Below are 24,635 nucleotides of genomic sequence, written 5' to 3'. Positions count from 1 at the left end.
GCTTGCGGCAAATCAAAGTGAACTAAAATTATCATATTTAATCTGGACTCCTGTTTTAATATGAGTTATCCGCTCCACTTAAAGGTCGCACCACCCTCTTATCCGTTCTGGAGAAATCAAATGCTACGCTCTTTCCTTGTTGCCGCCACCCTGTTGGCAACGCCCGCATTCGCTGAAACTGTGACCGTTGAAACCTATAAAGGTGAAGCCGAAGTCCCCGCCAACCCTGCCAAAATCGCTGTTTATGATGTGTCGGCCCTCGACACGTTGGATGCCTTGGGCATAAAGCCCACTGGCGTGTTGACCCCGCATTATGTGTCCTACCTGGACGACACTGTCGAAGGCGCGGAGCAAGTCGGGTCTTTCTTCGAGCCAGACTTTGAAGCGCTGGCGGCGCTTGATGTGGATCTGGTGGTGGCCGGTGGCCGCTCCTCCACCCATGTGGACGCGTTCAACAAAATTGCGCCCACCATCGATATGACCATCTGGGAAGACACTGTCGGCCAGGGGCTGGATCGTTTGGCTGCCTATGGCAAGATTTTTGATAAAGAAGCAAGGGCCATCGAACTGGCCGACGCTTTCAATGCCAAATTGGATCAAACCAAAGCCCTGCTCGACGGCAAAGGCAAAGCCCTGATCCTGATGACCAATGGCCCGAAAGTCTCCGCTTATGGCGCGAGCGGCCGTTTTGGTTGGTTGCACACAAATCTCGATCTGGACGAAGCCGCCAAGGATGTGGAGCAATCTACCCATGGCGAAGCGGCCAGCTTTGAATTTATCAAAGACACCAACCCAGACATTTTGATTGTGATCGACCGTTTGGCCGCCATTGGGCAGGATGGGGAAAGCGCCAAAAAGACATTGGACAACCCGCTGGTGCATGAAACCAATGCCTGGAAAAACGGCCAAGTGGTCTATCTCTCCTCCGCCCCGCTTTACATTGCGGGCGGCGGCATCCAGTCCATGAACATCATTCTGGACGATATCCAAGCCACCTTTAAAGGCGAGTAAGCCGATATGAGCCGGGGGGCGACCATAGGGATGGCACTTGTTGTGCTGCTGGTGGTCGCCACCCTTTCGCTTTTTGTTGGGGTGATCGACCTTGACCCGAAAAAGCTGCTGAACCCCGACGAGCTGGAACTGCTGATTGTCAGCCGCCTGCCCCGCACCCTTGCGGTGTTGATCACCGGCAGCGCTTTGGCCGTGTGCGGCACCATCATGCAACTTCTGGTCCGCAACCGCTTTGTGGAGCCCATGACCGCGGGCACGGGCCAAGGGGCCATGCTGGGCATTCTGATCGCCATTCTTTATTTCCCCACCACACCGCTGATCGTCCAAATCTCGATCGCCGCGGCCACGGCGCTGATCTCCAGCATCGGGCTGATGCTGATCGTAACCCGACTGCCCTCCAGCAAACCGCTCTATATTGCACTGGTGGGCCTGATCTATGGCGGCATTATTGGCGCGGGCGTCACCTTTGTCGCCTATCAGGCCGACCTGTTACAATATATTGAGATCTGGACCACAGGCGAATTTTCCGGCGTGTTGCAGGGGCGCTATGAAACCTTGTGGATCGCCGCCATCGTTGCCCTGCTCGCCTATCTGATTGCCGACCAATTTGCCATTGTCGGCATGGGCCGCACCACGGCCATCAGCCTCGGTCTGAACTATAATCAAGTGGTGGTGCTGGGTCTGATCACCATCTCCATCGTCACGGCGCTGACCGTGGTCACCGTCGGCATGATCCCCTTTGTCGGGCTGGTGATCCCCAATATTGTCTCGCGTCTTTATGGCGACAATGCAAGGCGAACCCTGCCGATCACTGCCTTTTTCGGCGCCAGCCTGGTGCTGGTCTGCGATATTATCGGGCGGCTGGTGCGCTATCCGTTTGAAATCCCTGTGGGTACCATTATGGGTGTGGTCGGGGCGCTGATCTTTTTGTGGATTCTTTATGGGCGGGGGCGCCATGCCCGTTAAACGTCTTTCAATTTTGACCCTGTTGCTCGCTCTCGCCATGATCGCCTACATGACCATCGGGTCGCGCGGCAATTGGGACTTTGTGCTCGCCTTCCGTGGGGCAAAATTGCTGGCGATCATCGCCGTGGGCGTGGCCGTTTCCACCTCCACCCTGCTGTTTCAAACCATCGCGCAAAACCGCATCCTAACCCCCTCCATCATGGGCTTTGATGCACTTTATGTGCTGATCATCACCATGATGGTGTTTTTTGTCGGCGGTCAGGGCATGTTATCGCTCGGCCCGTACGGCCTATTTACGCTGAACACTGTGCTGTTATTGCTCGCCTCATTCCTGCTGTTCGGCACGCTGATCTTTGAACATGGGCGCGACCTGACGCGGATGATTTTGACCGGGGTGATTTTGGGCACCCTGTTCCGCTCGCTCACCAGCTTTGCCACCCGCATGATCGACCCGAATGAATATGCCCATATCCAGATCGCCTCCTATGCCAGCTTCAACAGTTTTGACATGGAGCTGCTCTATATTGGCGTCGCGATTATCATCGCCTGCCTGGCCTTTGTCTGGACCATCCGCCACCGGCTGGATGTGATTTCCCTCGGTTACGATGTGGCGATCAATCTGGGCGAGAATGTCCGGGCCGTGCAATTGCTGGCGCTAGGGGTGATCGCCATTCTCGTGTCCGTCTCCACCGCCATTGTTGGCCCGGTGGCCTTTTTGGGACTGCTGGTGGTCTCCATCGCCCATCTGGTCACCCCAAGCCCTTATCATTCGACGCTGTTGCTCAGCTCCGGTCTGATCTCCTGCCTTATTCTGGTGGGCGGGCAAACCCTTATGGAACGGGTGCTGCAGATGAGCACCCCGCTTGCCGTCATCATCGATTTTGTCGGCGGCCTCGTCTTTTTGCTGCTTTTATTGCAAAGGTTGAAAAAATGATTTCAGTGCAGAACCTCACCCATCAATTGGGCCAGCAAACCATTCTGAACGAGTTGAGCCTGTCCATACCCAAGGGAAAAGTAACCGCGCTGGTGGGGGCCAACGGGGCGGGCAAATCCACCCTCTTGTCGCTGATCGCCCGGCTGATGAAACTGCAAAAAGGCCAGATCCTGATCGACAATATGAGCGTGGGCGATACGCCCAATGATGCGCTGGCCAAAAAGCTGTCCATTCTGCCGCAATCCATCCATATGGAACCGCGCCTTACGGTGCGCGAACTGGTGAGCTTTGGCCGCTATCCCCATGCCAAGGGCCGCATGCAGCCAGGGGATCGGGAAAAGGTGGCGGAAGCCATTAAGGTGCTGGACCTTGTAGACCTCGCCGATCGTCAGCTGGACACGCTTTCCGGCGGCCAGCGCCAGCGCGCCTATGTCGCCATGACCTATGCGCAGGACACCGATTATATGCTGCTGGATGAGCCGCTGAACAATATGGATATAGCCGCCTCCCGCGCGCTGATGCGGGTGCTGCGCGATCTGTGCGCTCATCATGGCCGCACCATTGTGATTGTGCTGCACGACATCAATTATGCCAGCGCCTATGCCGACAATGTGGTGGCCCTGGCTGAGGGAAAGATCGACCAACAAGGCACGCCGCTGGATGTGGTCGACAGCGCCTTTCTGCAGCGCATTTATGGCACCGCGGCTAAGGTGCATATTCTGGATGATCGGCCCTTTGTGCAGGTGTGAAAAAGCCGCGCTGTGACGCAACACAGCGCGGCTCACTGCCTGACGATCGTGGGTAAATGCGCGTGGGCTAGGAACCTAAACGCCGGTGATCATCGAGACAATTTCGTTTTTGTCAGTCTTTGCGGTTTCGCGCACCCCGATCTGTTGGCCGCGGCGCAATACGCAAATCCGGTCTGACAACCGAAACACTTGATCGAGGCTATGGCTGATGATCAAGACCGCCAGATTACGTTCCTTCAACGCGGCGACATTCTCTTCCACTTTGGCCGTTTCCGCCACGCCAAGCGCGGCGGTTGGTTCATCCAGCAACACAAGCTTGGTTGCCCAATGGGTGGCACGGGCAATCGCCACCCCTTGTCGCTGACCGCCGGATAGGTTGCGGATCGTGGTTTTGGCTGACGGGATTCGCACATCCAGCTCTTTCACCAGTTGCTCGGTTTCCTGCACCATGCCTTTGCGGTCCAATTGACCAAACGGCCCTTTGGTTTTTTCCCGCCCCAAAAACATGTTCATATAAACCGCCTGCTCGTCGGCCAGCGCCAAATCCTGATAGACCACTTCGATACCGGACGCGCGCGCCTCGGTGGCGTCTTTGAAGCTGGTTTGCTGGCCATCAATGGCAATGGTGCCGGAGGTTGGTGCATGGACCCCTGAGACGATTTTGATCAGCGTCGATTTTCCCGCGCCATTGTCACCGACTAAAGCAACAATTTCACCGGCTTTGAGATTGAGGGAAAAATCCTCAATCGCCACCACGCCGCCAAAAGCCTTGTGAATATTTTTCAGCTGCAACACATCGGCAGCCTGATTGTTTGAAAGATCCATCATGCTACCTCAGATTTGGCCAGTTTTCGGCCTGGCCAAAGATGTTCTCAATGGTCTCGACCTTGGGATTGCCGGTTGAAATGCCGGAGACGCCAACGGTGAAGGCGCGCGTGACAAAAGCTTGTCCGCGGAAGCCGAACACCACGCTATCACCTGACTTGGGTTGAACACTGCCCGTGCAATCGATCATGCCATAATAGTCAATGGCTGTCGCTGGCGGGATGTCGACACTGGCCAGCGCCGCATTATCCGTTGTCGGTGTGCTGCCAACCAGGGCTTTCACATCATAATCCGGAAATACCGGATCAATATAAAGCCCGCCGCCAAAGCAATAGGCCTTGTCTTCATGCAAGTGCGAGACCTCGCTGAGATAAAGCACTGCAGGCAATTCTGGCAAATCCTTGATCGCATGCAGTGGCGTGGTGCCATGCAAGCCATTGCCTGGCTCACATTGGGTTGCGCCCGCTTTGGCCAGAGCCTCTAAAACCACAGATGAGGTTGTGCCCGGTGCGTTGATCTCAATGTCGGTAAATCCTGCATCAATCAACGCCGCCGCTGCGTTTTCCAAGGTGGTCAGGTTCGGGGTGGGCTTCACCTCGTGCGTGTCTTGATCGAACAGGAGCGCCGGGAATGTGGTGATCCCTGCAAAGCGCGCACCTACCATCGCATCTACCTTGCGGGCAAATTCGACAATGTCGCTGGCTTTGATCCCGCCCTCATGTCCCTTATAAAACACATCGCCATCGGACTTGATCCGCACCAGAATGTCCTGCTGACGCCCGGCCTTATGGGCGGCGGCCGCTGCTTCTTGTGCTTTTTCAAGGCTGAACACAGTCCAATATTGCGGCTGCAAATAGCTGGCCACCATGTCGGCTTCAAAATTAGGCACCTGCACCAAATGGCCGATATGGCCGATATCCATGCCTGCCCGCTTGCAGGCCACCGCACAGGCCACATCCACAGCCACGGCTTGATTGACACCACCGCGCATAGACGCTTGGCAAAAGGCCGAATTGCGCCCGACCTGCTTGGTCATCGCAAACACTTTCATGTCCAGCTTGTCACCTTCGGCGCGCAAGATTCTGGCATTGTGCTCAACCGCATCCAAATCCAACACATAAGCGTTGGCGGGGATGTTCCCCTCTTGATGCAACGCCATGGCCGCTTCGATAAATTTGGGGTTACGTCGCCGCAAAAGATCTAAAAACATGGCTTACCTCAATTGTTCACGTCGCGCAGCGAAATCGCCACCGCGATCAAAATAATCACGCCTCTGACAATCATTTGGTCAGATACGGAAAGGCCCATCAAAATCAGGCCATTGTTCAACATGCCCATCATCAAAGAGCCAACCAGCGCCCCAATAATGGTGCCTTTGCCGCCCTTAAGGGCAGTACCGCCAATGATCACCGCCGCAATCACGGTCATCAAATCGCTTTCGCCCAGCGTATAGCGCGCCGCTTGCAACCGTCCGGCATAAAGCAGCCCGGCAAGGCCTGCCAAACCGCCGCATATGGTCAGCACCCACACGCGGATATGGGGCACTTTAATGCCGGTTACCTGCGCCGCGCGGGCATTGTCACCCGTGGCCAAAACATGGGCACCAAATTTTGTTTCGCGGAACACAAAATGCCCCAGCGCCACCGCGCCAATGGTCCAAAGCACCAAAGAGGGCACCCCAAACAAGGCGCCGGAACCAAACATATTGACGAAGCTCTCATTCAGCACGGGAACGGAGCGCAAATTGGTCATGGACCGCGCCACACCGGCGAAAAGCCCCATGGTCGCCAGGGTCACCAGAAAAGATGGCAGGCGCAAATAGGCCACCAAAATGCCATTGAAAAAGCCGATCGCCAGCCCAACGCCAAGACCTGCCAACACACCAACAAACAAGGGATACTCGCCCAAGACAACCGCGCTGCTGAGGGCGGCCACCGCCACGATAGAGCCAAAGGACAGGTCGATTTCCCCCGCGGCCAACACAAACACCAGACCAATCGCCATGATGGTGATGGGGGCGGTTTGCAGAATTATATTGGTCAGATTGCGCTGGGTCAGAAATCCATCATTCCCCAACGTGACCGCAAAGAACAAGAAGATCAGCAAAAAGCCGATATAAACGACATATTGAGACAGGTTCAGCTGTCGTAATTTTTGCATGGTCGATTGCATGATTAAATCCATTTCGCTGGATGCGCGGTCCCTCCCCGCATCGACAAGCTAGAAGCGTGCCGCGCCTTGAAGGCGCGGCACAAGGCGGGTTATTTGGTCAGGCTTTCAGGCGCTTCACGATGCAAAGACTGCATCCAACCTTCAGCCACATTGTCGGCCGTTACTGTCACCGCGGGAGCCACGACAAAAGCGGGACTTTCTTGACCCAAAAGACCACGAGCAGCAGACGCCGCCATGGCACGGCCCAGCTCATAAGCTTCATCCGCAACAATGGCTGTGACATTGCCACCGCGCACCATATCCAGCGCAATCGGTTCAGACAGATCAAGCGTCACCACCTTGGTGGTTTTGTTGCCATTGGCGCGCAAGGCAGACAAAACACCTTCCGCTGGACCAGCCCAGGTCACATAAACACCAGCTAAATCTGGATGTTTGAGCAACATCGCATTGGCGATATCTTCTGCCCGTGCCGGATCGGAAATGCCCGCTTGGGCCACGATTTCCATATTTGGATAATCATTTTCAATCGTGGTTTTGAACGCATTGTCGCGCTGGTTGGTCACATAATAGGTCGCATCGTGATAGATCCAGCCCACTTTGCCGGTTTCACCAAGGTCAGCTGCCAAAGCGTCCGCCGCTTGCTTGCCCATGGCAAACAAATCATCCGTGACGATCGAGGCATATTGCTCACCATGCTTGTAGCCATCTGGCACATTGGACAGAAAAACAAGCTGAACATTATTGTCGACGGCCTCTCTAAAGGCAGCTGCCGAGGCCACCGGATCAAGCGGCAAAGCCAGCACAATATCTGGCTCTTTGGTCAGCACCGTTTCGATGTCAGAACGCTGTTTTGCTGTATCAAAGCTGGCATTGGTGGTGGCGACCACTTCAATGCCCAAACGGGTGAACTCGTCCGTTGCGCCTTCAGTGACCGCGTTCACAAAGTCAGACTGGTCATGCCAGACCAGCGCGGCTGTGTACCCGCCGTTTTTCAGCGCGTCGACGTCGCTGTCCGCCACAACCACTTCGGTTGAAGGGGTCGCTGTTTCTCCATTTGGGCCAATGGTTTGTGCAAACGCACCACTGGTCATGAGCAAAGCGGTCAAGCCGCCTGCCATCATTTTTGTTAGATTTTTCATGGGTTTCCTTCCTCCATAAATTATTCACCCACGCCGCAATAGCGCATGATGAATTCCGCAAAGGCCGTTATGCCGGCCAAATATTCTTTGATTGAAACGCGCTCTTCCAAGGTATGGCAGTTGGCAATATTGCCTGGCGCGCAGTAAACCGTTGGACATCCCAACCGATCGATCAAAAAAGGTGCTTCTGACCAATAGGGCGCACCATTGATGACGCCTCTATCTGGCATGGCGCGGCTTAACGCCTGCGCCAATTGATCAATGGCCGGGTTTGAACGGTCAATATCAGTGGGAGAACCACCGAACTCATGATCCCGCCCGGCGGGATATGAAATCTCATACTGACAGCCCGTGCCTGCGATACCGCCTTGAATTGCAGTCTCCAGCGCCGCAACAGCGTCATCAAGGCTTTGCCCGGGCAGCACCTTGCAGATGAGCGACATCTCGCACTCACCCGGTACCGCGATATAACCGCCGCCTTCGATTTTGGTGATCAGGATAAAGGCCTCGCCCACCAGATCATGACGGGCGGATTTGCCCATTTGATCCGATAGCGCCCAAATTTCCTGCATCACCTGATGGCTGGCCTTGAGCGCATCAATGCCTTGCTCCGGCACACCGAAATAGGCCGTTTTGCCCTTGATGGTGATGTCGGCAATGAAAAAGCCCATTTGTGCCGGAAACACCTGCAATTGAGTCGGCTCAACATAAACAGCGAAATCGGGCTGATGTGCGTTCAAAAATTTTTGAGACTGGGTGAGATGATGGATCCCGGCGCTGATGCCGGTGCCCTCTTCGCCGCTTTCCTCGTCGCCGATAAAGGCGTAACTGACATCGCCTTTAAGCTTAATGCCAGCTTTGTCGAGTAAATCCAGTGCCGCCAAGCTGGTGCAAATGCCGGCCTTCAAATCGCCAGTCCCCCGGCCCCAAATTTCACCATCGACAATGGCACCGCCAAACGGATCTTCGCGATCATCACCTTGCCAATGCGCGCGCCAACCGTCCACATGCACTGTATCTGTGTGCCCGATAAACAAGAGGTTCTGCCCGCCACCACTGCCGTGGCGTTTGCCAAATATATTGGGGCGTCCAGGCAAAAACTCTTCTTGAACCGGCGACAGCTTGCGCGCAGCCATCTGCTCATCCAGATAGCCAACAAAATTCGCTTCATTACCGGTGATGCTCTCGCGTGCTACAGCGCCGCGCAACAGCTCAACCGCTGTGATTTCATCGAGCAAAGCGCCGATATCTGTTCGATGTTCAGCCATTGGTCACCACTCCCAGTTTTGCAAGTTTGGCCGGCGGCAGCGTGATCTCGGCACCCGGCACGCCACCCGCCAGAAGGGTGGCGTGCACATGGCTAAGCCCTAGGGAGGCTGCGCCGATGAGGGCGGCCTTACCGCCCAGTTCACTGATGCGAAGCGATACGGGAGATCGCGTGATCCGGTTAAACTGAGTTTGGATGCGCGAGAATAATTCTTCCCGCCGCCCGATCGACCCGCCAAACACAATCTGTTCAGGATCAATCAACGCGCTGATGGCCGCGACCGCCCGCGCGGTTTCCTGCGCGGTGCGGTCGAGCACTTTTTGGGCCTGCTCATCGTGCGCCAGCCGTTCAAAAATCTCGGGCACTTCCACCCGCTCGCCCGTCAATTCGAAATAATAGTCGCGCATGGCGTCTGTGGCGGTCACCCGTTCCAGTGCCCCTTGGCGCAGGCTTTCGGGAGCAAAAGGGTCCGCGCCAAACGGCAAATAGCCCAGCTCACCCGCGCCACCATGCTTGCCGCGCACCAATTCACCATTCACGATTAAGCCGGCCCCAATACCAGTACCCAGCGCCACATAGGCCAGATCATCAACATGTTGCGCAACGCCGCCCCAATGCTCGCCGAGCACGGCCAGGTTCACATCATTTTCAATCACCACCTCAAACCCGAGGGCCTTGGAGAGTTCGCCGGTGAAATTGATCTGATCCAGTTGCGGGATATTGGGTGCCATCTGCACGGCACCACTGTCGGTATCTGGCACACCGGGCACACCGACCACGCCAAGGCGAAGCCGTTCTTGTTGCAAACCATGCTGATCCATAACGTCGCGACAAAGGCGCGCAATCTGTTTGACCACATCCATCCCACCATTTGGGTGGGTCGGCTCTGTCGCCTCACCAAATATCTGGCAAGCGAGATTAGCTATGGCGACCTTCACCTTGGTGCCGCCCAAATCCACGGCCGCCACAAAGGCCGCATCGGGCACCACCTCAAAATTCATCGCCGCGCGGCCAACATTGCCGCGTTCCAGCCCCACCTGCTGCACCCAGCCTTCGGCTTCGAGCTCTTTGGCCACTTCAGACAAGGTTTGTTTCGACAGGCCCAACCGCTTGGCAATCGCTGCCCGAGAGATTGGCCCTTCATGAGCAATCACTTCAAAAACATTACATTTATTCAGTCTGCGAATATTGTTTGCCGTTTCGGTCATTTAATCACTTCTATTAATTCGTCAACTTTACGAACTAATAGACCCGAATCTTAAATGCGTCAATTGGAATTTGTTTGCCGGGCCACCAAATTACGGATAGGAAACGGAGAATTTATAATGATTACAATGCATTAAGTCTTATATAAGTTTCTACGACGATGTTCAAATCTCATATGACCAAACATCTTAATGTCTACATGCTGATCCTGTTGGCCCAGAGCAACACAATGGGCACTATGGTCAACAGCGCTTGGTTTGGACCCGTTTTCACGCCAGCGCTATTGATGCTGAACATGTTTGGCTTGTGCCTTTTTTATTATCTGACGACGCGACGCGAACCAAAATAACTAATCTTCCACCTTGCCGCGCATTTTCTTCACCTCACCGCGGGCCTTTTTGGCGTCAATGCGGCGCCGGATGGATGCACGTGTTGGCCGCGTAGGCACGCGACGTTTTGGTTTTTCCGTTGCTTTCTGGATCAGAGCGACCAACCGCTCGCGGGCGATTTCGCGGTTGCGGGCTTGCGAGCGTGTGTCTTGCACAAAGATCACCACCGCCCCCTCCTGCGTCCAGCGTCGCCCGGCCACCCGCTTCAACCGCCGTTTCACCGCGTCCGGCAAATGCGGCGAGCGTTCCGCTTCAAACCGCAGTTCAACGGCCGTGCTGACCTTATTCACATTCTGCCCGCCCGGGCCGCTGGCCCGGGTGAATTGTTCGGACAATTCCCATTCTTCAATGCTGATCTGGTCGTTAATGCGCAATGGGTCGCCTTTAATGTTGCTCTATACCCTTAAGAACAAACATAAATGGGCAACAAAAGAAAGGGCGCGACCAGCGCGCCCTTCCCTAAAGGTCTTTAAGGTAAATCATAAAGCCCCATCCCGTTGCCAAAGGGATCGGTGAACTCACTATAGATAACGATACCGGGCACTTCGATGGCCTCGCCCACATCAATGCCCTTTTCCGCGAATTTGGCCTGGGCCGCGTCCATATCCTCAACAAGGAATCGGATCACCGCGCCGGTTTCGGGCATTTGCTCAGTTTCATAGAGCTGCAACCACATATGTGGCGTCGCCCGCAATTCAACCACACCCGGCGCCGGTTCGATCATTTCGGCATCCGGCCCAAGAAAATCGCCATACCAAGCCTTGGCTTCGTCCAGCGAGGTGACCGGAAGGGCCACTGTAGCTTCACCAAAACCTTGCGCCGATCCCGAGGCGGTCAACGCCAAGCCGAAAAGGATAGAGAATGCAAATTTGCGCATGTGTCCCACCCTAGCTCAAATCTTCGGCCAGCATCAGTGCGTTGCCGTCCGGATCGTAAAAGGTGGCGGTTTTGACCATGCCTTCGACCACATCGGTCTCGCCATCAAATTTAACCCCGGCATTCTCCATCTTGGCGCGGGCCGCATCCAGATCGTCAATGCCAAACACCGGCACGCAGTTGCCCGGCGCTGTCTCCATATGCTCACCCAATCCGATCACAACACCTTTGGTATTGGTTTTCACTTCCGACCAGCCCGCTTCATCCGCATGATACATGGTTTCAAAACCAAGCATGTTTTGATACCAGTCAGCGCTGGCATGGCGGTCTTTAACCGAAAAGGCGATGGTGATGGTGTCGTTTAACGAGATAAGAGACATGAGCTTTTCCTTTGAGCTTTATTGTTGTCTAAAAGTATGGTAACTATAAATAATGGACATTAAGCTGCTTGTCAATATCACTTCGCGGGCTTGGGCCGTGCCAATCTTGGCGGCGCTGCATGCCGGCGTGGCGGGCAGGCAGGCACCGCTCATCACCGCGACGGGCGCTGGGCGCACCGCGTTTGCACAAAGCATGACGCATCTAATTGAGATCGGGCTGGTGGAACGCAATCCCGGCCATGGCCACCCGCTGCGTCCGGAATTTAGACTGACCATCCCCGGCAAGATCGGCGCGGAGATTTCTCATCAGATATGGACCTTGGCGGGAGAGGAAAATCGCGATCTGTTGCGCAAATCCTGGACCCTGCCCGTTCTGGCCATTGTCCATACGCCACACCATTTTAACGACATCCAGCGCGCCCTTGACCCAATCACCGATCGTGCGCTTTCCCAAGCCTTAAAGGCACTCGAAGAGCGCAATTGGGTCCACCGGGAGGTCGACCTTGATGCTCGCCCACCCCGGCCAATTTACAGCGCTGCGAGCACGGGTGCCGAAATCAGCGCCATCATGGCGCCGCATCTCAAACAGAATTAAAACCGCGCCAACTCCGGATGGTGATAGGCGTCGGGGTAAGCCATCGGCTTGAACGGGCCCAGCGGCACCACATTGTTCCACGAGCGGCCAAAATAGCCTTGCCGACAATGGATCAGCGATCCGCTTTCGGCCACCCCATCCAGCGCATAGACCCGACACAGCCATTGCCAGACATAGGGATAATCGAGAATTTTCGCGCCGTTCAATTTCATGCGCACATAATAGACCGGGTCGTGCCGATATAGCGTGGGGAACAGCCGCAAATCGGCTTCGGTGAATTTATCGCCCGTGAGAAAGGGCCGTCCATCCGACAGCAGATCATTAAGCGCGGCCAACGTCTCGAAATAAGCGTCATACGCCTTTTGATAAACCGCCTGATCGGACGAAAACCCGGCCTTATAAGCGCCATTATTGATGTTGGTGTAAATCAGATCATTGAGATCATCAATCTCAGCGCGCAGCGCCTCATCTGCCGGATAAAGTGACGGGCGCTGATCCCCCGCCAACGCACTGCCGAGCGCCTCGGCGTGACGATCCAACATGCGGATAATCTCGGCGCTCTCATTGTTCACAATGCGTTTGGTCTTTTTGTCATAAAGAATGGGCACCGATTGCTCGCTCGCCCCTTCAGCGCGGTAAATATCTTTGGCGATGCGGAAATTTTCGCCGGTCGCGGTCTCGCGCGTGCATTCGGGCAAGGTTTCGCCCGTCAAACTGGCCACGCGGTCAGGGCTGAATTCCCAAAGCCCTGCCCCGGCCGGATCATCCTCGCCCGTGCGATTGGGGAAGGCCACATCCATGGAAATGCTCTCCTGCAACCCCAACAGATTGCGCGCCAAAATCACCCGATGGCACCAAGGACAATTGAGCGCCACAAACAAATGATAGCGCCCCGGCTCCGCCGGAAATTCCGCCTCGCCAATCTGATTGCGAAACCCGCTGCCCCCGCGCACAAACTCACCGCTTTTACGCCGCGCGGCCGCGTTCGTTTGGTCTTCTTCGGTGGAGGTGTTGGTCATGATTTGCCTTTCGGGCTTCGTCTTATTGCACCCAGTTAACATAGAATCCACAATGGGTGGTGAGAAACTATTTTTTACAATTGCTTATCAACTCACAAAGATTCCAAATTGTTACTCACAAACATTGTAAACAACTGACCCAATCAGAGAGGCCCAAATTGTACTTACAAAGGATTGAACTAACTAATGCTGGCCCGATAAAAAAGCTAAACCTAACTTGTAGGTTTTCCGACGATGGCGACCCTCTCCCCATCGCAATTGTTGGTACGAATGGTTCAGGCAAAAGCAACTTATTAGCACATGTCGTAAACGGTCTAATTGGCGCTCAAGCGAGTATTTTCGATGACGCTGATGTTGAACAAGGAAAGGTGTATAAGCTAAGAAGCTCCACCTTTATACAGCATGGCAAACCATACTCAATGGCCGGAGTTGAGTTTACAAATGGAACCAAAATAGCTGAAATTCAACTTACCTCTGTCAAAAAAGACTTCAAGGGCAAGGTCGAAGAATATGAAAAATGGGAACAGATCTCGCCCGACGAATCGTCGCATTACTCTTCAAATCTTCAGCAGATAAAGGAGGAAACCCGGGCAGACCTAAACACAACCTCCAACCTATATTTTCCGCCGAATCGATTTGAGGAGCCTGCATGGCTAAACGAACTCAACTTAAAGAATAGACCGCTATACAATACGGATAAAAAATTCCAGGGAATTTCCAATCGGCCAGTCGTGCAGTATTCCCCGCTGAAGCAAATTCAAGACTGGCTGTTAGATCTGATATACGATAGTCATGCAATCGAAGGACACAAGATCATTATACCTGACCTATCGAACAATGGAGCACTTGTAGAGCAGCAAGTTCGCAATGGTCCAGCGTCAGATATACTGGAACAAATTGAGCGATTTATTAGAGTTTTATTTGAAAAGCCCGATGGTAAGTTCGAATGGAATGTTGGTAGCCGTAACCGGCGCAGCATTGGGGTAATAATCGATGATGATGTGATTATCGGCAATCTTTTTTCGCTTTCGACCGGACAAACAGCCATCTTGGATTTATTCCTGAGTTTAATGCGAGATTTTGATATATCAAATGCAGAGTTTAGGAGCTTATCGGATGTCAAAGGCATGGTGGTGGTGGACGAAATCGACCTCCACCTACATTCAGACTATCAGCATGACTTATTGCCGCAATTAATGAAATTGTTCCCTCGCGTACAATTTATAATAACTACACACTCACCCTTATTCCTTTTGGGAATGAAGGAAACTTATGGGTCAGATGGTTTTCAACTCCTAAATCTCCCCGAAGGCGAGGAGATCGACGTTGAGAGATTTTCTGAATTTGAGAGTGCGTATAAATACCTGAAAGATAGCGCCACATTTCAAGATGAAATTCGTAAAAATTTGGATGAAGCGGTCAAATTCACGCTCTACGTTGAGGGTGATACCGACATAGATTATTTGAATACTGCGGCAAATCTACTAGGAAAAACAGAAGTTTTAGATAGATTTGAACTGATCAATGCCGGAGGACAGTCAAATCTGGACAAGGTTTGGAAGGCTTATAACTCCAAGCTAGCAGAGGCAATACGCACAAAATGGGTATTACTATATGATTGCGACACCCAAAAATCTCATGCTAGCAATAAAAACATTCTATTTCGTAGAGTAGTTCCACAACAAAATCACAAAATTAACAAGGGCATCGAAAACCTGTTCTCTGACAATACAATTATGAAGGCGCGTAAATCCAAACCTGAATTTATAGATATAGTAGGTAAGCACACGATTGTTGATCGAGGAAACGAAACTACTGTGCCCGAGAAGTGGTCAATCAATGTAAATGAGAAACGAAATTTGTGTGATTGGTTTTGCGAGAACGGTGACGTGGATGATTTCAAAAACTTCCTAGCCGTCTTTGATATGCTCGAAGAAATCGTCCAAGCTTGATGGCTATCCGACAAAGAAACAAACGGAGTGTTGGCGCCATTTAATTCCCCTAACGCCAAAAAGGTCGCACAGCTCATGCCGTGCAACCTTGCCCAATCTGGGTAAGATAATTGGTCTTTGGGGCGATCAGGGCCTAGCGGCGCTGTTGCCGCATGATGGCGATTTCGTCCATTTCGGCTTGATCGCGTTTGGTTTCGGCTGCCGCTTCGCGCGCATGTTCGCGCTGGTCGAGCAGTTCCACCTTTTTCAAATCTTCCACCGCTTCGGCCAGCTCGTCCTGCGCGGCTTCAAGCTTTTCGCGCATTTCGTCTGCCGAGGCCATCAGATTGTCGCGGCGGGTTTTGGCCGCCTTGGCAAAGGTGGAATAGGCAAAATGATCCGTATCGGTGATGCCGGTTTTTTGATGTTCGATTTCAATCTGCTGGTCCAATTCCGAGGCCATGCGCTCAAAATCAGCCACCATCATTTCAATCTGCATCACGGTGCGACGCTTTTCGTCCACCTGAAACTTCTTCAACCGAATGAGACTCTCATTCCGTGATTTCATGACTTGTACTCCTTACCCAACCAAGCCGTCATTGTTCACTGCCCCCTACGCGGGCAACAATTTCTTCAAGCGTCTGATACCCTTCCATGAGGCTCACACGCTCGTCCTGACGCTGCGATAAAAACGCATCGAGCGCCGGGGCGATGGAAATGGCGTCATCCACTTTCGGATCTGACCCCGAGCGATATGCCCCCAAGCGGATCAATTCCTCCATATCGGCGTAAACCGACATATATTCCCGCGCCTTGATCAATACCGGTCGATATGACTCCGGCACAGACCCAGGCATGGTCCGTGAAATAGACCTCAAAACGTTCACCGCCGGGTATCGTCCCCGTTCGGCAATCGCCCGTTCCATCACAATGTGCCCATCAAGAATCCCGCGTACGGCATCCGCAATTGGCTCATTGTGATCATCACCTTCCACCAAAACGGTAAAAAGTCCGGTAACAGAACCAGAATTTTTTAACCCTGGTCCCGCCCGTTCCAATAATTTTGGTAATTCTGTGAAAACGGTGGGCGGATAGCCCTTGGCGGTGGGCGGCTCACCGGTGGCCAAACCGATTTCGCGCTGGGCCATGGCAAAACGGGTCAAACTGTCCATCATGCACAAGACCCGCTTGCCCTGATCACGGAAATATTCCGACAAAGTGAGCGTCATAAAGGCGGCCTGTCGCCGCATCAGCGCCGGTTCGTCCGAGGTGGCCACCACAATCACAGCGCGCTTCAGCCCTTCCGGCCCCAAATTGTCCTCAATAAATTCCTGCACCTCGCGGCCCCGCTCGCCAATCAGGCCAATCACCGCCACATCCACATCTGTGTTGCGCGCCAGCATCGACATTAGCACGGACTTACCCACGCCGGACCCGGCAAAAATGCCCATACGCTGCCCGTCGCAACAGGTGGTAAAAGTGTTGAGCACTTTGACGCCCAGATCAATCGGCTCGCCCACCCGCGCGCGATCATGGGCAGCAGGGGGCGAGGCGCGCAGATTATAGGAGGTGGCGCCGCGCATAATCGGCCCATTGCCATCAATCGGCTCACCCTTGGCATTGACCACCCGGCCCAGCCAGCTATCGTCCGGCTGCACTGTGCCGCCGTGAGAATAAAAGATCGCCTTGCACCCCAGCCGCACCCCTTCGAGCGCGCCAAAAGGCAGACAAAGCGCATGATCATCCTGAAACCCCACAATTTCGCACATCACGCGGTCACCGCCGCGCGTTTCAATCGCCACACGCCCGCCCACGCGCAATTCGCGCACCGGGCCGATGATCTCCACCAACAACCCCTGCACGGTTTTCACCCGGCCATAGACCTCTTCGGCATCCATGGCCTCTATGTCGGCAATGAGTGACTTCACGCTGCCCCAATCCTTTTGATTCGGTTAATGCTAACGTTTCCTTAACTCGAATTCACTATTTTACGGCAAAATCGCCAATAAATTGGCATTTTTTTCCGCGCGGAAACTCCTTGGATTCAATGCCAATTCAGCGAGTCGCAAGAGTCGGTTACAACACTTTCTTAAACTAAATTATTAAGTTGATAACCATCAATTTATTTATATTTTTCAATCGCTTAGCCTAAATTTGTGATAAGTGTAAATGCATATTGCAGAACTGAATTAAACTTTGTTAACTATTTCATATTAGGGTTGAATCAATATCCAGTAGGATTTGTTAACGATCAGGGGCACCGGCGGGTGTCGTTGATAAAGGTTCCAAGATGGAACAGGAATAAGGGGAACGACATGCGGGTACTCCTAATTGAGGATGACAGCGCCACGGCGCAGAGTATTGAGCTGATGCTCAAATCAGAAAGTTTCAACGTGTACACCACCGACCTTGGTGAAGAAGGCGTGGATCTGGGTAAGCTTTATGATTATGACATCATTCTGCTTGATCTGAACTTGCCCGACATGAGTGGCTATGAAGTGTTGCGCACCCTGCGGGTGGCAAAGGTTCAAACGCCGATCCTGATCCTGTCTGGTCTTGCCGGCATTGAAGACAAGGTACGTGGCCTTGGTTTTGGCGCCGATGATTATATGACCAAGCCTTTCCACAAGGACGAACTGGTGGCGCGGATTCATGCCGTTGTGCGCCGGTCTAAAGGCCATGCCCAATCTGTTATTCGCACCGGCGATCTGACCGTGAATTTGGACACCAAAACCGTTGAAGTTGGCGGCCAGCGTGTTCACCTCACTGGTAAAGAATATCAAATGCTCGAATTGCTCTCCTTGCGCAAGGGCACGACCCTCACCAAAGAAATGTTCTTGAACCATCTTTATGGTGGCATGGACGAGCCAGAGCTTAAAATTATTGACGTGTTCATCTGTAAGCTGCGCAAAAAGCTTTCAGTGGCCACCGGCGGCAAGAACTATATCGAAACCGTTTGGGGCCGCGGCTATGTGTTGCGCGAACCAGATGAGAACGAACTCTCAGAAAGCGCCTGATCTTAGCATCTGCTTTCAACCCAATAGTTTTAACCCCGCTTCGGCGGGGTTTATTTTTGGGCAAATGTCACTTCCCGCTTCGTTAAGCCTGTGCGATATAGGGCCATATCGTCCCCGCCATTGAGCTTTGCCCCAAATGAACACGCCGCAACCCGTTCGACTGCCTCCAACCAGCCCTCTACTGCCCAGCGTCCTGACTTTAATTCAAGACGCCTTCGCCTATATGGCGCCACGCATCAATCCGCCCTCCTCCATGCGGCACCTGACGGTTCAAAGCATTAGAGATCACTGCGAGATCGGCGAAATCTGGGTGATTGGAGATCGGCCGGATGCGTGCATCTTTTTGCGCCCCAAAAGCGATTGCCTTTATATGGGCAGGCTGGCGGTGCACGAAGATATGCGCGGCAAAGGCCTGGCCAAGGCGCTAATTCAGCTGGCTGAACAACGCGCAATCGCGCTTGGCTTCTCAGCGCTAGAGCTGGAAACCCGCATTGAGCTTACGGAAAATCACCGTGCCTTTGAGCGGATGGGTTTCGTCAAAATCGCAGACGGCACCCACAAAGGGTTTGATCGGCCCACCTACATCATCATGCGCAAACCGATCACACCGCCTATGCCATCAACCGCTTCACCGCACCCTGATCAAAGCCTTTGATCACCAGCAAAAGCCCCATCGCTCAGACCCGCCGGAACACCATCGGCAAATCGGGGTCTGGCCTGAACTGATCCGTCACCCCCACCAATGTTTCTGACGCGCCCAGTACCAGAGCGCCGTCGGGCGGCAATTGCCGGGCCAGATGGGTCAGGATTTGCTGCTTGGTCTCCACATCAAAATAGATCAGCACGTTACGGCAAAGGATCATGTCGAATTGGCCGAGCCGCGCCGGATTGTGCAGCAGATTATGGTGATTAAACTGCACCATCTTGCGCACGTCGTGCGCGATCTGCCATTGGCTGCCCTGTTGCGTGAAAAACTGCACCAGCCGTTGCGCCGAAAGCCCGCGCTGCACCTCAAACTGGGTAAAGAGGCCAGATTCTGCCCGTGCCAGGGCGGTTTGGCTCAGATCGGTGGCGACAATTTCGGCCCCCACATACAGCCATTGGTGCTTTTTCTCGGCCAGCAGCATCGCCAGACTATAAGGTTCCTGCCCGGTGGCGGCGGCGGCGCACCAAATACGCACGGGCCTTTGGTCCAATCGTGCCTGCTCGATGGCTGCGGGCAGCAAAGCCTGTTCAAATGCGTCGAACGGCTTTTGGTCGCGAAAGAAATAACTCTCATTGGTGGCGAGCGCGTCTACCACCGCCTGTTGCACCTCGCCCATGGCGCGCGGCAGGCTGGCGGCCAGCGCGTCAATATGGGCAAAACCAAACCGCTGCACCACCGCTTCCAGCCGTGCCTCGATCATATAAATCTTGTTTGAGGTGAGCTTAATGCCCGCCCGCTGCTGCATGAATGTTGAAATTTGTGAGACGGAATGATCAAGCATGGGGCCGCGCCCTTTCGGCAGGGGCTTGCTGCAACAGGCTGTGCAGGGCCGCGCCCATATCCGCCAACTTGACCTCATGCTGGGCGCTGCCAACGGCCACCGCCGCGCCGGGCATGCCCCAAACGGCAGACGAGGATTGATCCTGCGCCACCACCACGCCGCCCGCCTGCCGCACAGCCAACGCGCCTTCAGCCCCATCCTGCCCCATGCCGGTGAGCACAAACACCGCGCCTTGCGCCCCATAGTGAGCGGCAAAGCTTTTTAAAAACGGGTCGGCGGCTGGGCGGCAAAAATGCTCCGGCGGGCCCTGATCAAGACTGATGCACAACCCGGGCGCCCGCTTGCGCAGCCGCATATGATAGTCCCCTGGCGCCACATAAAGATGTCCGGCCTTTACGGGTTGATCCTGCTGCGCTTCGCCGCCCTCAAACTGGCTGAGGGCGCATAAATCTTTGCCCAGCAACGGCGTGAAATGCGCTGGCATATGCTGCACCACAAACAAGGACAGATGCCGGGCAAAGGGCCGGACATGCAGCATCAGCTCAGACAGGACCGCCGGTCCGCCTGTGGAGGCCACCAGAGCCAAGCCGGTAATGCCTTGGGGGTGCTGAGTCAGATTATTCGGCGTTGCGGGTTTCGCTAGTGGTGTGCTCGATACAGGCACCGGCGCCAATGCCACCAGCTTCGCCAACAGATCCTGCTCAAACTCCGACCGCGTGATCGACCCGCTGCCGGGCTTGGCGACATAATCTGTGGCGCCCAAACTCATGGCTTTCAACGAAATTTTGGCGTTGCAGGTGGATAGGGTGGAGGCAATCAACACTTTGGCTTTAGGGGCGGCTTGGATCAGCTGTGGCAGGGCGGTCAGCCCGTCCATCACTGGCATTTCCACATCCAGCACAATCAGATCAGGCTGCACTCGACGCGCCTGCTCAATGGCTTCTGCCCCGTTGGCCGAGGTGGCCGCAACGCTCAAGGTCGGATGCCCGTCAATCCAACGGCGCATCAAACCGCGCACCACCGCGGAATCGTCAACAAGCATCACCCGTGCTGCCCCCGCACCTTGTGCGGTCAGCTCAAGCTCCATCATCCATGTGCTCCAATAAGGCTTAAGCGCCCTTATTTCTGGTAGAGGCCCAGAAACTTGCCTTCCAATATCTCGCGATCAAAAGGCTTCATCATATATTCATCTGCCCCGGCTTTCAGCGCCATGGCGATGTGGCCAATATCGTTTTCGGTGGTGCAAAACACAATTTTTGGCATCTCACCGCCGACATAGGACCGCAATTTTTTTAAAAATTCCAAGCCCGACATAACCGGCATGTTCCAGTCGAGCAAAATAGTATCCGGCATATTTTGGGTGCATTTTTCAAAGGCTTCTTTGCCGTCTTCTGCCTCATCCACCTCAAAGCCGATTTCTTCCAGAATGCGGCGCGCAACTTTGCGGATAACGGTGCTGTCATCAACAATCAGGCAGGTTTTCATTTCTTCCCCCAACTTACGCGCAATGCATCAAATCATGTGACAACATGCTTTGTAACATGCCATCCACGTTCAATATACTCATCATCCGCCCCTCATGCCGCACCGTGCCCCGGGCAAAACTGGCCAGTTTCGGGTCCACATTGTGCGGGCACGCCTGCACCTGATCCGGCGCGAGCGAAACGACGTCGCTGACACTATCCACCAAAAATCCATACGATTCGTTTAAAAATTGAACATTTATCATCAATTGTGCCGATTTTTCCTTTGGTGCGCCGCCAAGATAACGCGCCAGATTAAGCGCCAGCACAATACGGCCCCGCAAGTTGAGCACCCCCGCCACAATCTCGGGTGCCCTGGGCACGGGCGTCAGCGCATCCAGCTTGTGCACATCGCTCACCCAACCGACCTCCATGCCGAAATGCTGGCCGCACACGTCAAAACATACAATTTGCATTGGCTGTTCTCCCATCAGGCCACATCCCGGTCCATGCGGTTGCGCATCTGGCTCAGTGTATCGTCGAGCCGCGCCCGATCATTCTTGGCAATATAGGCGGACATGCCCAGCGCCTTGGCCTGATCCCGCGCCGCCGGCTCATCATAAGAAGTGAGCGCAATAATCGGTGTTTGCGCCGCATGGGGCGCGTCGGCGATGGACTTGGCCAGCCCGAACCCGTCCAGCCTTGGCATTTCGATGTCGGTGACGATCAAATCATAGGCTTCGCCGCCCTGCACCCGCTCCACGGCTTCCTGCCCATCATGGCACACAGTCACTTCATAACCGGCGCTTTGAAAAATCGGCACCAGCATATTGCGGAAAAAGGCGCTGTCTTCAGCATAGAGCAGCTTTTGCCGCTGCGGCGTGGCGGTTTGCCCCTGCCGCTCAAACAATTTTGGATGCTCTTGCGCCATAAAATGTGCCAGATCGAGAATTTCCGTGGCCTTGCCATCAAGGATGGCTGATCCCAGATAACCCGGCCCGGCGCCGTCCAGATCATAATGCGGTGGCGCTTTGCAGATATCAAGCACCTGATCCACCGCAATGCCCAGCATAAAGCCGTGATCTTCAAACACCAGCAGCGGCTTTTGTCGTGAACGCTGAAGGTCGCTCATTTGCTGATCGCGCAAGAATACGATCGGCATTAACCGCTCGGTATATTGCAGCGTATAGCGGCCACCCACCTGTTCGATCTGGCTCAAATCCACCAGTTCCAGCCGATGGATCAGCGACAGCGGCACCGCCTTTCGGCCCGCCCCCTCGAGTATGAAGCAAAGCAGCTCAACCCGATCCTCGCCCTGTTGGTCCTGCCCCATGTCCTGCTGCGCACCATGATCATTGAGCTCGCTTTGCGTCACCTGCGCCGCCAAGCCCGGCGCATCCAAAATCATGATCACGCTGCCATCCCCCAAAATGGTGGTGCCGGAGAAATGCTTGAGTTCTTTGAGCGCCCCTACCATCGGTTTCACGACAATTTCTTCGGTGTGGAACACCGCATCCACCAACAGGCCGAAGCGGAACGCGCCGATTTCCAGCACCACGACAAAACCGCCATCCACGTTATCGGTTGCGGTTTGCACGCCGAGCGCTTCGTCCAACCGCAATACCGGCAATAATTGATCGCGCAATTGCAAAACCTGCGCGCCATTCACCCATTCCAGCTGCATGTCCTCCTCATTCTGGACAGCGACTTTGCGATTTTGCTTCGGGGCAATGCGCACCAGCTCCCGCACCGCCCGCTGCGGCACGGCAAAGCGTTCCTGATGGCTGGCGACAATCAGGGCGGGCACGATGGCCAGGGTCAGCGGAATATTGAGGCTGACCAAGGTGCCTTCGCCGGGGCTGGACTGCAATTCAATGGTGCCGCCGATCATTTCGACATTGGTGCGCACCACATCCATGCCCACGCCGCGGCCCGACACGCTGGTCACCGCTTCCGCCGTGGAAAAGCCGGGATGAAAAATCAATTGATGCGCCTGACTGTCGGACATGGCGTCCAGCTCCGCCGGATTGGCGAGCCCGCGCTCCTGCGCCTTTTGCTTGAGCTTTTTCGCGTCCAGCCCGCGGCCATCATCGCGGATTTCAATCACGATCTGCCCGCCCTTGTGAAAAGCGTTCATTTCAATTTTGCCCATCTCCGGCTTGCCCGCGGCCACGCGCGCACCCGGCTCCTCCAATCCATGATCCGCCGCATTGCGGATCATATGCGTGAGCGGGTCTTTGATCTGCTCCAATACTTGCCGGTCCAGTTCGGTCTCTTCGCCGCTCATCTCCAAACTGATCTGCTTGCCCAATTCTTTGCCCAAATCGCGCACAATGCGCGGCATTTTCTGCCATAGGGCCGAAATCGGCTGCATCCGGGTTTTCATCACCCCGTCCTGCAACTCTGCCGTGACGGAGCAGAGGCGCTGCAACGGCGTATGATAACGCGCATCTTCAAATTCGCGATTGACCGCCATCAGCTGATTGCGGGTCAGCACCAGTTCCGACACCATGGTCATCAACTGTTCGAGCACCCCCAGCTGCACCCGGATTGCCCCTTGCGGGGGCGTCCCGGCTGTAGGGTCTTTTGCCGGTTTCGCAACGGGAGCGGATGCTGCAGCATCAGGCTCGGCGGGCATTGGCAGGGGATCATCCGGCCCTGGCGCATTGCGGAAGGCTTCTTCCAACGGATCAAGCGGCTGCGGTGCTGCTGTTGTTTCAGTCGCGCCCTCAAAGGGCGCCTGATCACCAAATTGATCTTCTTCCGCAGTGCCTTCTTCAGCCAGCCGGTTCAGCGCATCAATCAAGGCCTGATCATTGCCGTCCGACTCCGCGCCATCATGGGCGCGCATATGATCTAGATGCGCCTTGATCTGATCAATCACCGTGAGAATGGTGTTCACCCCCTCATCGGTGGGGGGCAGTCCATCGCGATAGCGGCCCATCAGATTTTCGGCGGCATGGGTCAGCGCTTCCAGCCGGGTCAGCTCCAAAAACCCGCAGGTGCCCTTGATCGTGTGCACCAGCCGAAACACTTGCCGCAAAATATCCTGATCTTTGGGGTGCTGCTCAAACGCCACCAGTGCGGCGTCGATCTGCTCAAGGCTCTCGCCGGATTCAATAATAAAGTCACTAATCAACTCGTCCATAGGCCTACACACCGGGCAAAATCACACTAAATATGCGATCAGCCTGCGCCAGAACGGTTAA

25 protein-coding genes are annotated in these 24,635 nt (G+C 54.5%); 8 read left to right on the top strand and 17 right to left on the bottom strand.

The genetic code is table 11. The features are described from left to right. Positions 1-120 precede the first annotated feature (120 nt). From L1I42_RS14715 to L1I42_RS14700, 4 genes are read left to right on the top strand one after another with little or no spacing between them, the layout of a single operon-like run. The gene (locus L1I42_RS14715) at positions 121-1,011 is read left to right on the top strand and encodes a siderophore ABC transporter substrate-binding protein (RefSeq protein ID WP_236115434.1); all 891 of its coding nucleotides are present in this window, start codon (positions 121-123) and stop codon (positions 1,009-1,011) included. A gap of 30 nt (positions 1,012-1,041) precedes the next feature. Next, a complete protein-coding gene (locus tag L1I42_RS14710) occupies positions 1,042-1,977 on the top strand; it encodes an ABC transporter permease (RefSeq protein ID WP_236115432.1) in 936 nt (311 codons plus the stop codon). Next, positions 1,967-2,911, top strand: coding sequence for an iron chelate uptake ABC transporter family permease subunit (locus tag L1I42_RS14705; protein ID WP_236115431.1), 945 nt, complete (start codon positions 1,967-1,969; stop codon positions 2,909-2,911). The genes L1I42_RS14710 and L1I42_RS14705 overlap by 11 nt, the downstream gene beginning before the upstream one ends. Further along, entirely contained in the window at positions 2,908-3,660 is a 753-nt protein-coding gene (locus L1I42_RS14700; RefSeq protein WP_236115430.1) for an iron ABC transporter ATP-binding protein, read from the top strand. Before L1I42_RS14705 ends, L1I42_RS14700 begins: the two co-directional genes overlap by 4 nt. 75 nt (positions 3,661-3,735) lie before the next feature. Here L1I42_RS14700 and L1I42_RS14695 read toward each other — a convergent pair whose 3' ends face one another. The 9 genes from L1I42_RS14695 to L1I42_RS14655 all read right to left on the bottom strand — a co-directional run bounded on the left by L1I42_RS14695 (position 3,736) and on the right by L1I42_RS14655 (position 11,914). Further along, positions 3,736-4,488, bottom strand: a complete 753-nt coding sequence (locus tag L1I42_RS14695; protein WP_236115428.1) for an ATP-binding cassette domain-containing protein — start codon at positions 4,486-4,488, stop codon at positions 3,736-3,738. Between the two features lies 1 nt (position 4,489). Further along, positions 4,490-5,695: an alanine racemase gene (locus L1I42_RS14690; protein ID WP_236115427.1), complete on the bottom strand. Its 1,206-nt coding sequence runs from the start codon at positions 5,693-5,695 to the stop codon at positions 4,490-4,492. 8 nt (positions 5,696-5,703) lie between these two features. Next, on the bottom strand, positions 5,704-6,657 hold the full coding sequence (locus L1I42_RS14685; protein ID WP_236115426.1) for an ABC transporter permease: 954 nt from the start codon (positions 6,655-6,657) through the stop codon (positions 5,704-5,706). Positions 6,658-6,746: 89 nt separating this feature from the next. Further along, on the bottom strand, positions 6,747-7,796 hold the full coding sequence (locus L1I42_RS14680) for a substrate-binding domain-containing protein (protein WP_236115424.1): 1,050 nt from the start codon (positions 7,794-7,796) through the stop codon (positions 6,747-6,749). Positions 7,797-7,816: 20 nt separating this feature from the next. After that, positions 7,817-9,064, bottom strand: a complete 1,248-nt coding sequence (locus L1I42_RS14675; protein ID WP_236115423.1) for a M20 family metallopeptidase — start codon at positions 9,062-9,064, stop codon at positions 7,817-7,819. After that, on the bottom strand, positions 9,057-10,271 hold the full coding sequence (locus L1I42_RS14670; RefSeq protein ID WP_236115422.1) for an ROK family transcriptional regulator: 1,215 nt from the start codon (positions 10,269-10,271) through the stop codon (positions 9,057-9,059). Before L1I42_RS14670 ends, L1I42_RS14675 begins: the two co-directional genes overlap by 8 nt. Before the next feature lie 347 nt (positions 10,272-10,618). Beyond that, entirely contained in the window at positions 10,619-11,032 is a 414-nt protein-coding gene (arfB, locus tag L1I42_RS14665) for an alternative ribosome rescue aminoacyl-tRNA hydrolase ArfB (RefSeq protein WP_236115420.1), read from the bottom strand. A 95-nt stretch (positions 11,033-11,127) separates the two neighbouring features. Continuing rightward, positions 11,128-11,535: a VOC family protein gene (locus tag L1I42_RS14660; RefSeq protein WP_236115418.1), complete on the bottom strand. Its 408-nt coding sequence runs from the start codon at positions 11,533-11,535 to the stop codon at positions 11,128-11,130. Between the two features lie 10 nt (positions 11,536-11,545). After that, positions 11,546-11,914, bottom strand: a complete 369-nt coding sequence (locus L1I42_RS14655; RefSeq protein ID WP_236115417.1) for a VOC family protein — start codon at positions 11,912-11,914, stop codon at positions 11,546-11,548. Positions 11,915-11,966: 52 nt separating this feature from the next. Here L1I42_RS14655 and L1I42_RS14650 point away from each other — a divergent pair, with 52 nt between their 5' ends. After that, positions 11,967-12,509, top strand: a complete 543-nt coding sequence (locus L1I42_RS14650; RefSeq protein ID WP_236115416.1) for a winged helix-turn-helix transcriptional regulator — start codon at positions 11,967-11,969, stop codon at positions 12,507-12,509. Here the strand turns inward: L1I42_RS14650 and L1I42_RS14645 are convergent. Next, a complete protein-coding gene (locus L1I42_RS14645; RefSeq protein WP_236115414.1) occupies positions 12,506-13,528 on the bottom strand; it encodes a glutathione S-transferase C-terminal domain-containing protein in 1,023 nt (340 codons plus the stop codon). The two genes, L1I42_RS14650 and L1I42_RS14645, sit on opposite strands and share 4 nt — an antisense overlap. A gap of 158 nt (positions 13,529-13,686) precedes the next feature. Between L1I42_RS14645 and L1I42_RS14640 the strand changes: the two genes are divergently transcribed. Then, positions 13,687-15,480 carry an AAA family ATPase gene (locus L1I42_RS14640; RefSeq protein WP_236115412.1) on the top strand — a complete coding sequence of 598 codons (1,794 nt, stop codon included), beginning with the start codon at positions 13,687-13,689 and terminating at the stop codon, positions 15,478-15,480. Between the two features lie 133 nt (positions 15,481-15,613). Here the strand turns inward: L1I42_RS14640 and fliJ are convergent, their stop codons facing one another. Continuing rightward, the gene (fliJ, locus tag L1I42_RS14635; protein WP_236115410.1) at positions 15,614-16,027 is read right to left on the bottom strand and encodes a flagellar export protein FliJ; all 414 of its coding nucleotides are present in this window, start codon (positions 16,025-16,027) and stop codon (positions 15,614-15,616) included. Between the two features lie 28 nt (positions 16,028-16,055). Then, entirely contained in the window at positions 16,056-17,387 is a 1,332-nt protein-coding gene (gene fliI / locus L1I42_RS14630; protein WP_369413105.1) for a flagellar protein export ATPase FliI, read from the bottom strand. Positions 17,388-17,774: 387 nt separating this feature from the next. On the opposite strand from fliI, the gene ctrA reads away from it, so the two are divergent. Together ctrA and L1I42_RS14620 are read left to right on the top strand one after the other, a co-directional pair. Then, on the top strand, positions 17,775-18,476 hold the full coding sequence (ctrA, locus tag L1I42_RS14625; protein ID WP_133571938.1) for a response regulator transcription factor CtrA: 702 nt from the start codon (positions 17,775-17,777) through the stop codon (positions 18,474-18,476). Positions 18,477-18,612: 136 nt separating this feature from the next. Continuing rightward, positions 18,613-19,131, top strand: a complete 519-nt coding sequence (locus L1I42_RS14620; protein ID WP_236115408.1) for a GNAT family N-acetyltransferase — start codon at positions 18,613-18,615, stop codon at positions 19,129-19,131. A gap of 22 nt (positions 19,132-19,153) precedes the next feature. Here the strand turns inward: L1I42_RS14620 and L1I42_RS14615 are convergent, their stop codons facing one another. The 5 genes from L1I42_RS14615 to L1I42_RS14595 are packed head-to-tail and all read right to left on the bottom strand — an operon-like array spanning position 19,154 to position 24,574. Next, on the bottom strand, positions 19,154-19,963 hold the full coding sequence (locus L1I42_RS14615; RefSeq protein WP_236115406.1) for a CheR family methyltransferase: 810 nt from the start codon (positions 19,961-19,963) through the stop codon (positions 19,154-19,156). Beyond that, positions 19,956-21,053 carry a chemotaxis-specific protein-glutamate methyltransferase CheB gene (cheB, locus tag L1I42_RS14610; protein ID WP_236115405.1) on the bottom strand — a complete coding sequence of 366 codons (1,098 nt, stop codon included), beginning with the start codon at positions 21,051-21,053 and terminating at the stop codon, positions 19,956-19,958. The genes L1I42_RS14615 and cheB overlap by 8 nt, the downstream gene beginning before the upstream one ends. Before the next feature lie 29 nt (positions 21,054-21,082). Continuing rightward, entirely contained in the window at positions 21,083-21,448 is a 366-nt protein-coding gene (locus L1I42_RS14605; protein WP_236115403.1) for a response regulator, read from the bottom strand. Between the two features lie 13 nt (positions 21,449-21,461). Then, positions 21,462-21,917, bottom strand: a complete 456-nt coding sequence (locus L1I42_RS14600; protein ID WP_236115402.1) for a chemotaxis protein CheW — start codon at positions 21,915-21,917, stop codon at positions 21,462-21,464. Beyond that, positions 21,917-24,574, bottom strand: a complete 2,658-nt coding sequence (locus L1I42_RS14595; protein ID WP_236115401.1) for a hybrid sensor histidine kinase/response regulator — start codon at positions 24,572-24,574, stop codon at positions 21,917-21,919. Before L1I42_RS14595 ends, L1I42_RS14600 begins: the two co-directional genes overlap by 1 nt. Between the last annotated feature and the right edge of the window lie 61 nt (positions 24,575-24,635).

Origin of the sequence: Maritalea mediterranea, from assembly GCF_021568695.1 — a bacterium.
Classification (GTDB): domain Bacteria; phylum Pseudomonadota; class Alphaproteobacteria; order Rhizobiales; family Devosiaceae; genus Maritalea; species Maritalea mediterranea.
The sequence above is the reverse complement of the archived record's forward strand: the minus strand, read 5'-3'. Positions and strand labels throughout refer to the sequence as shown.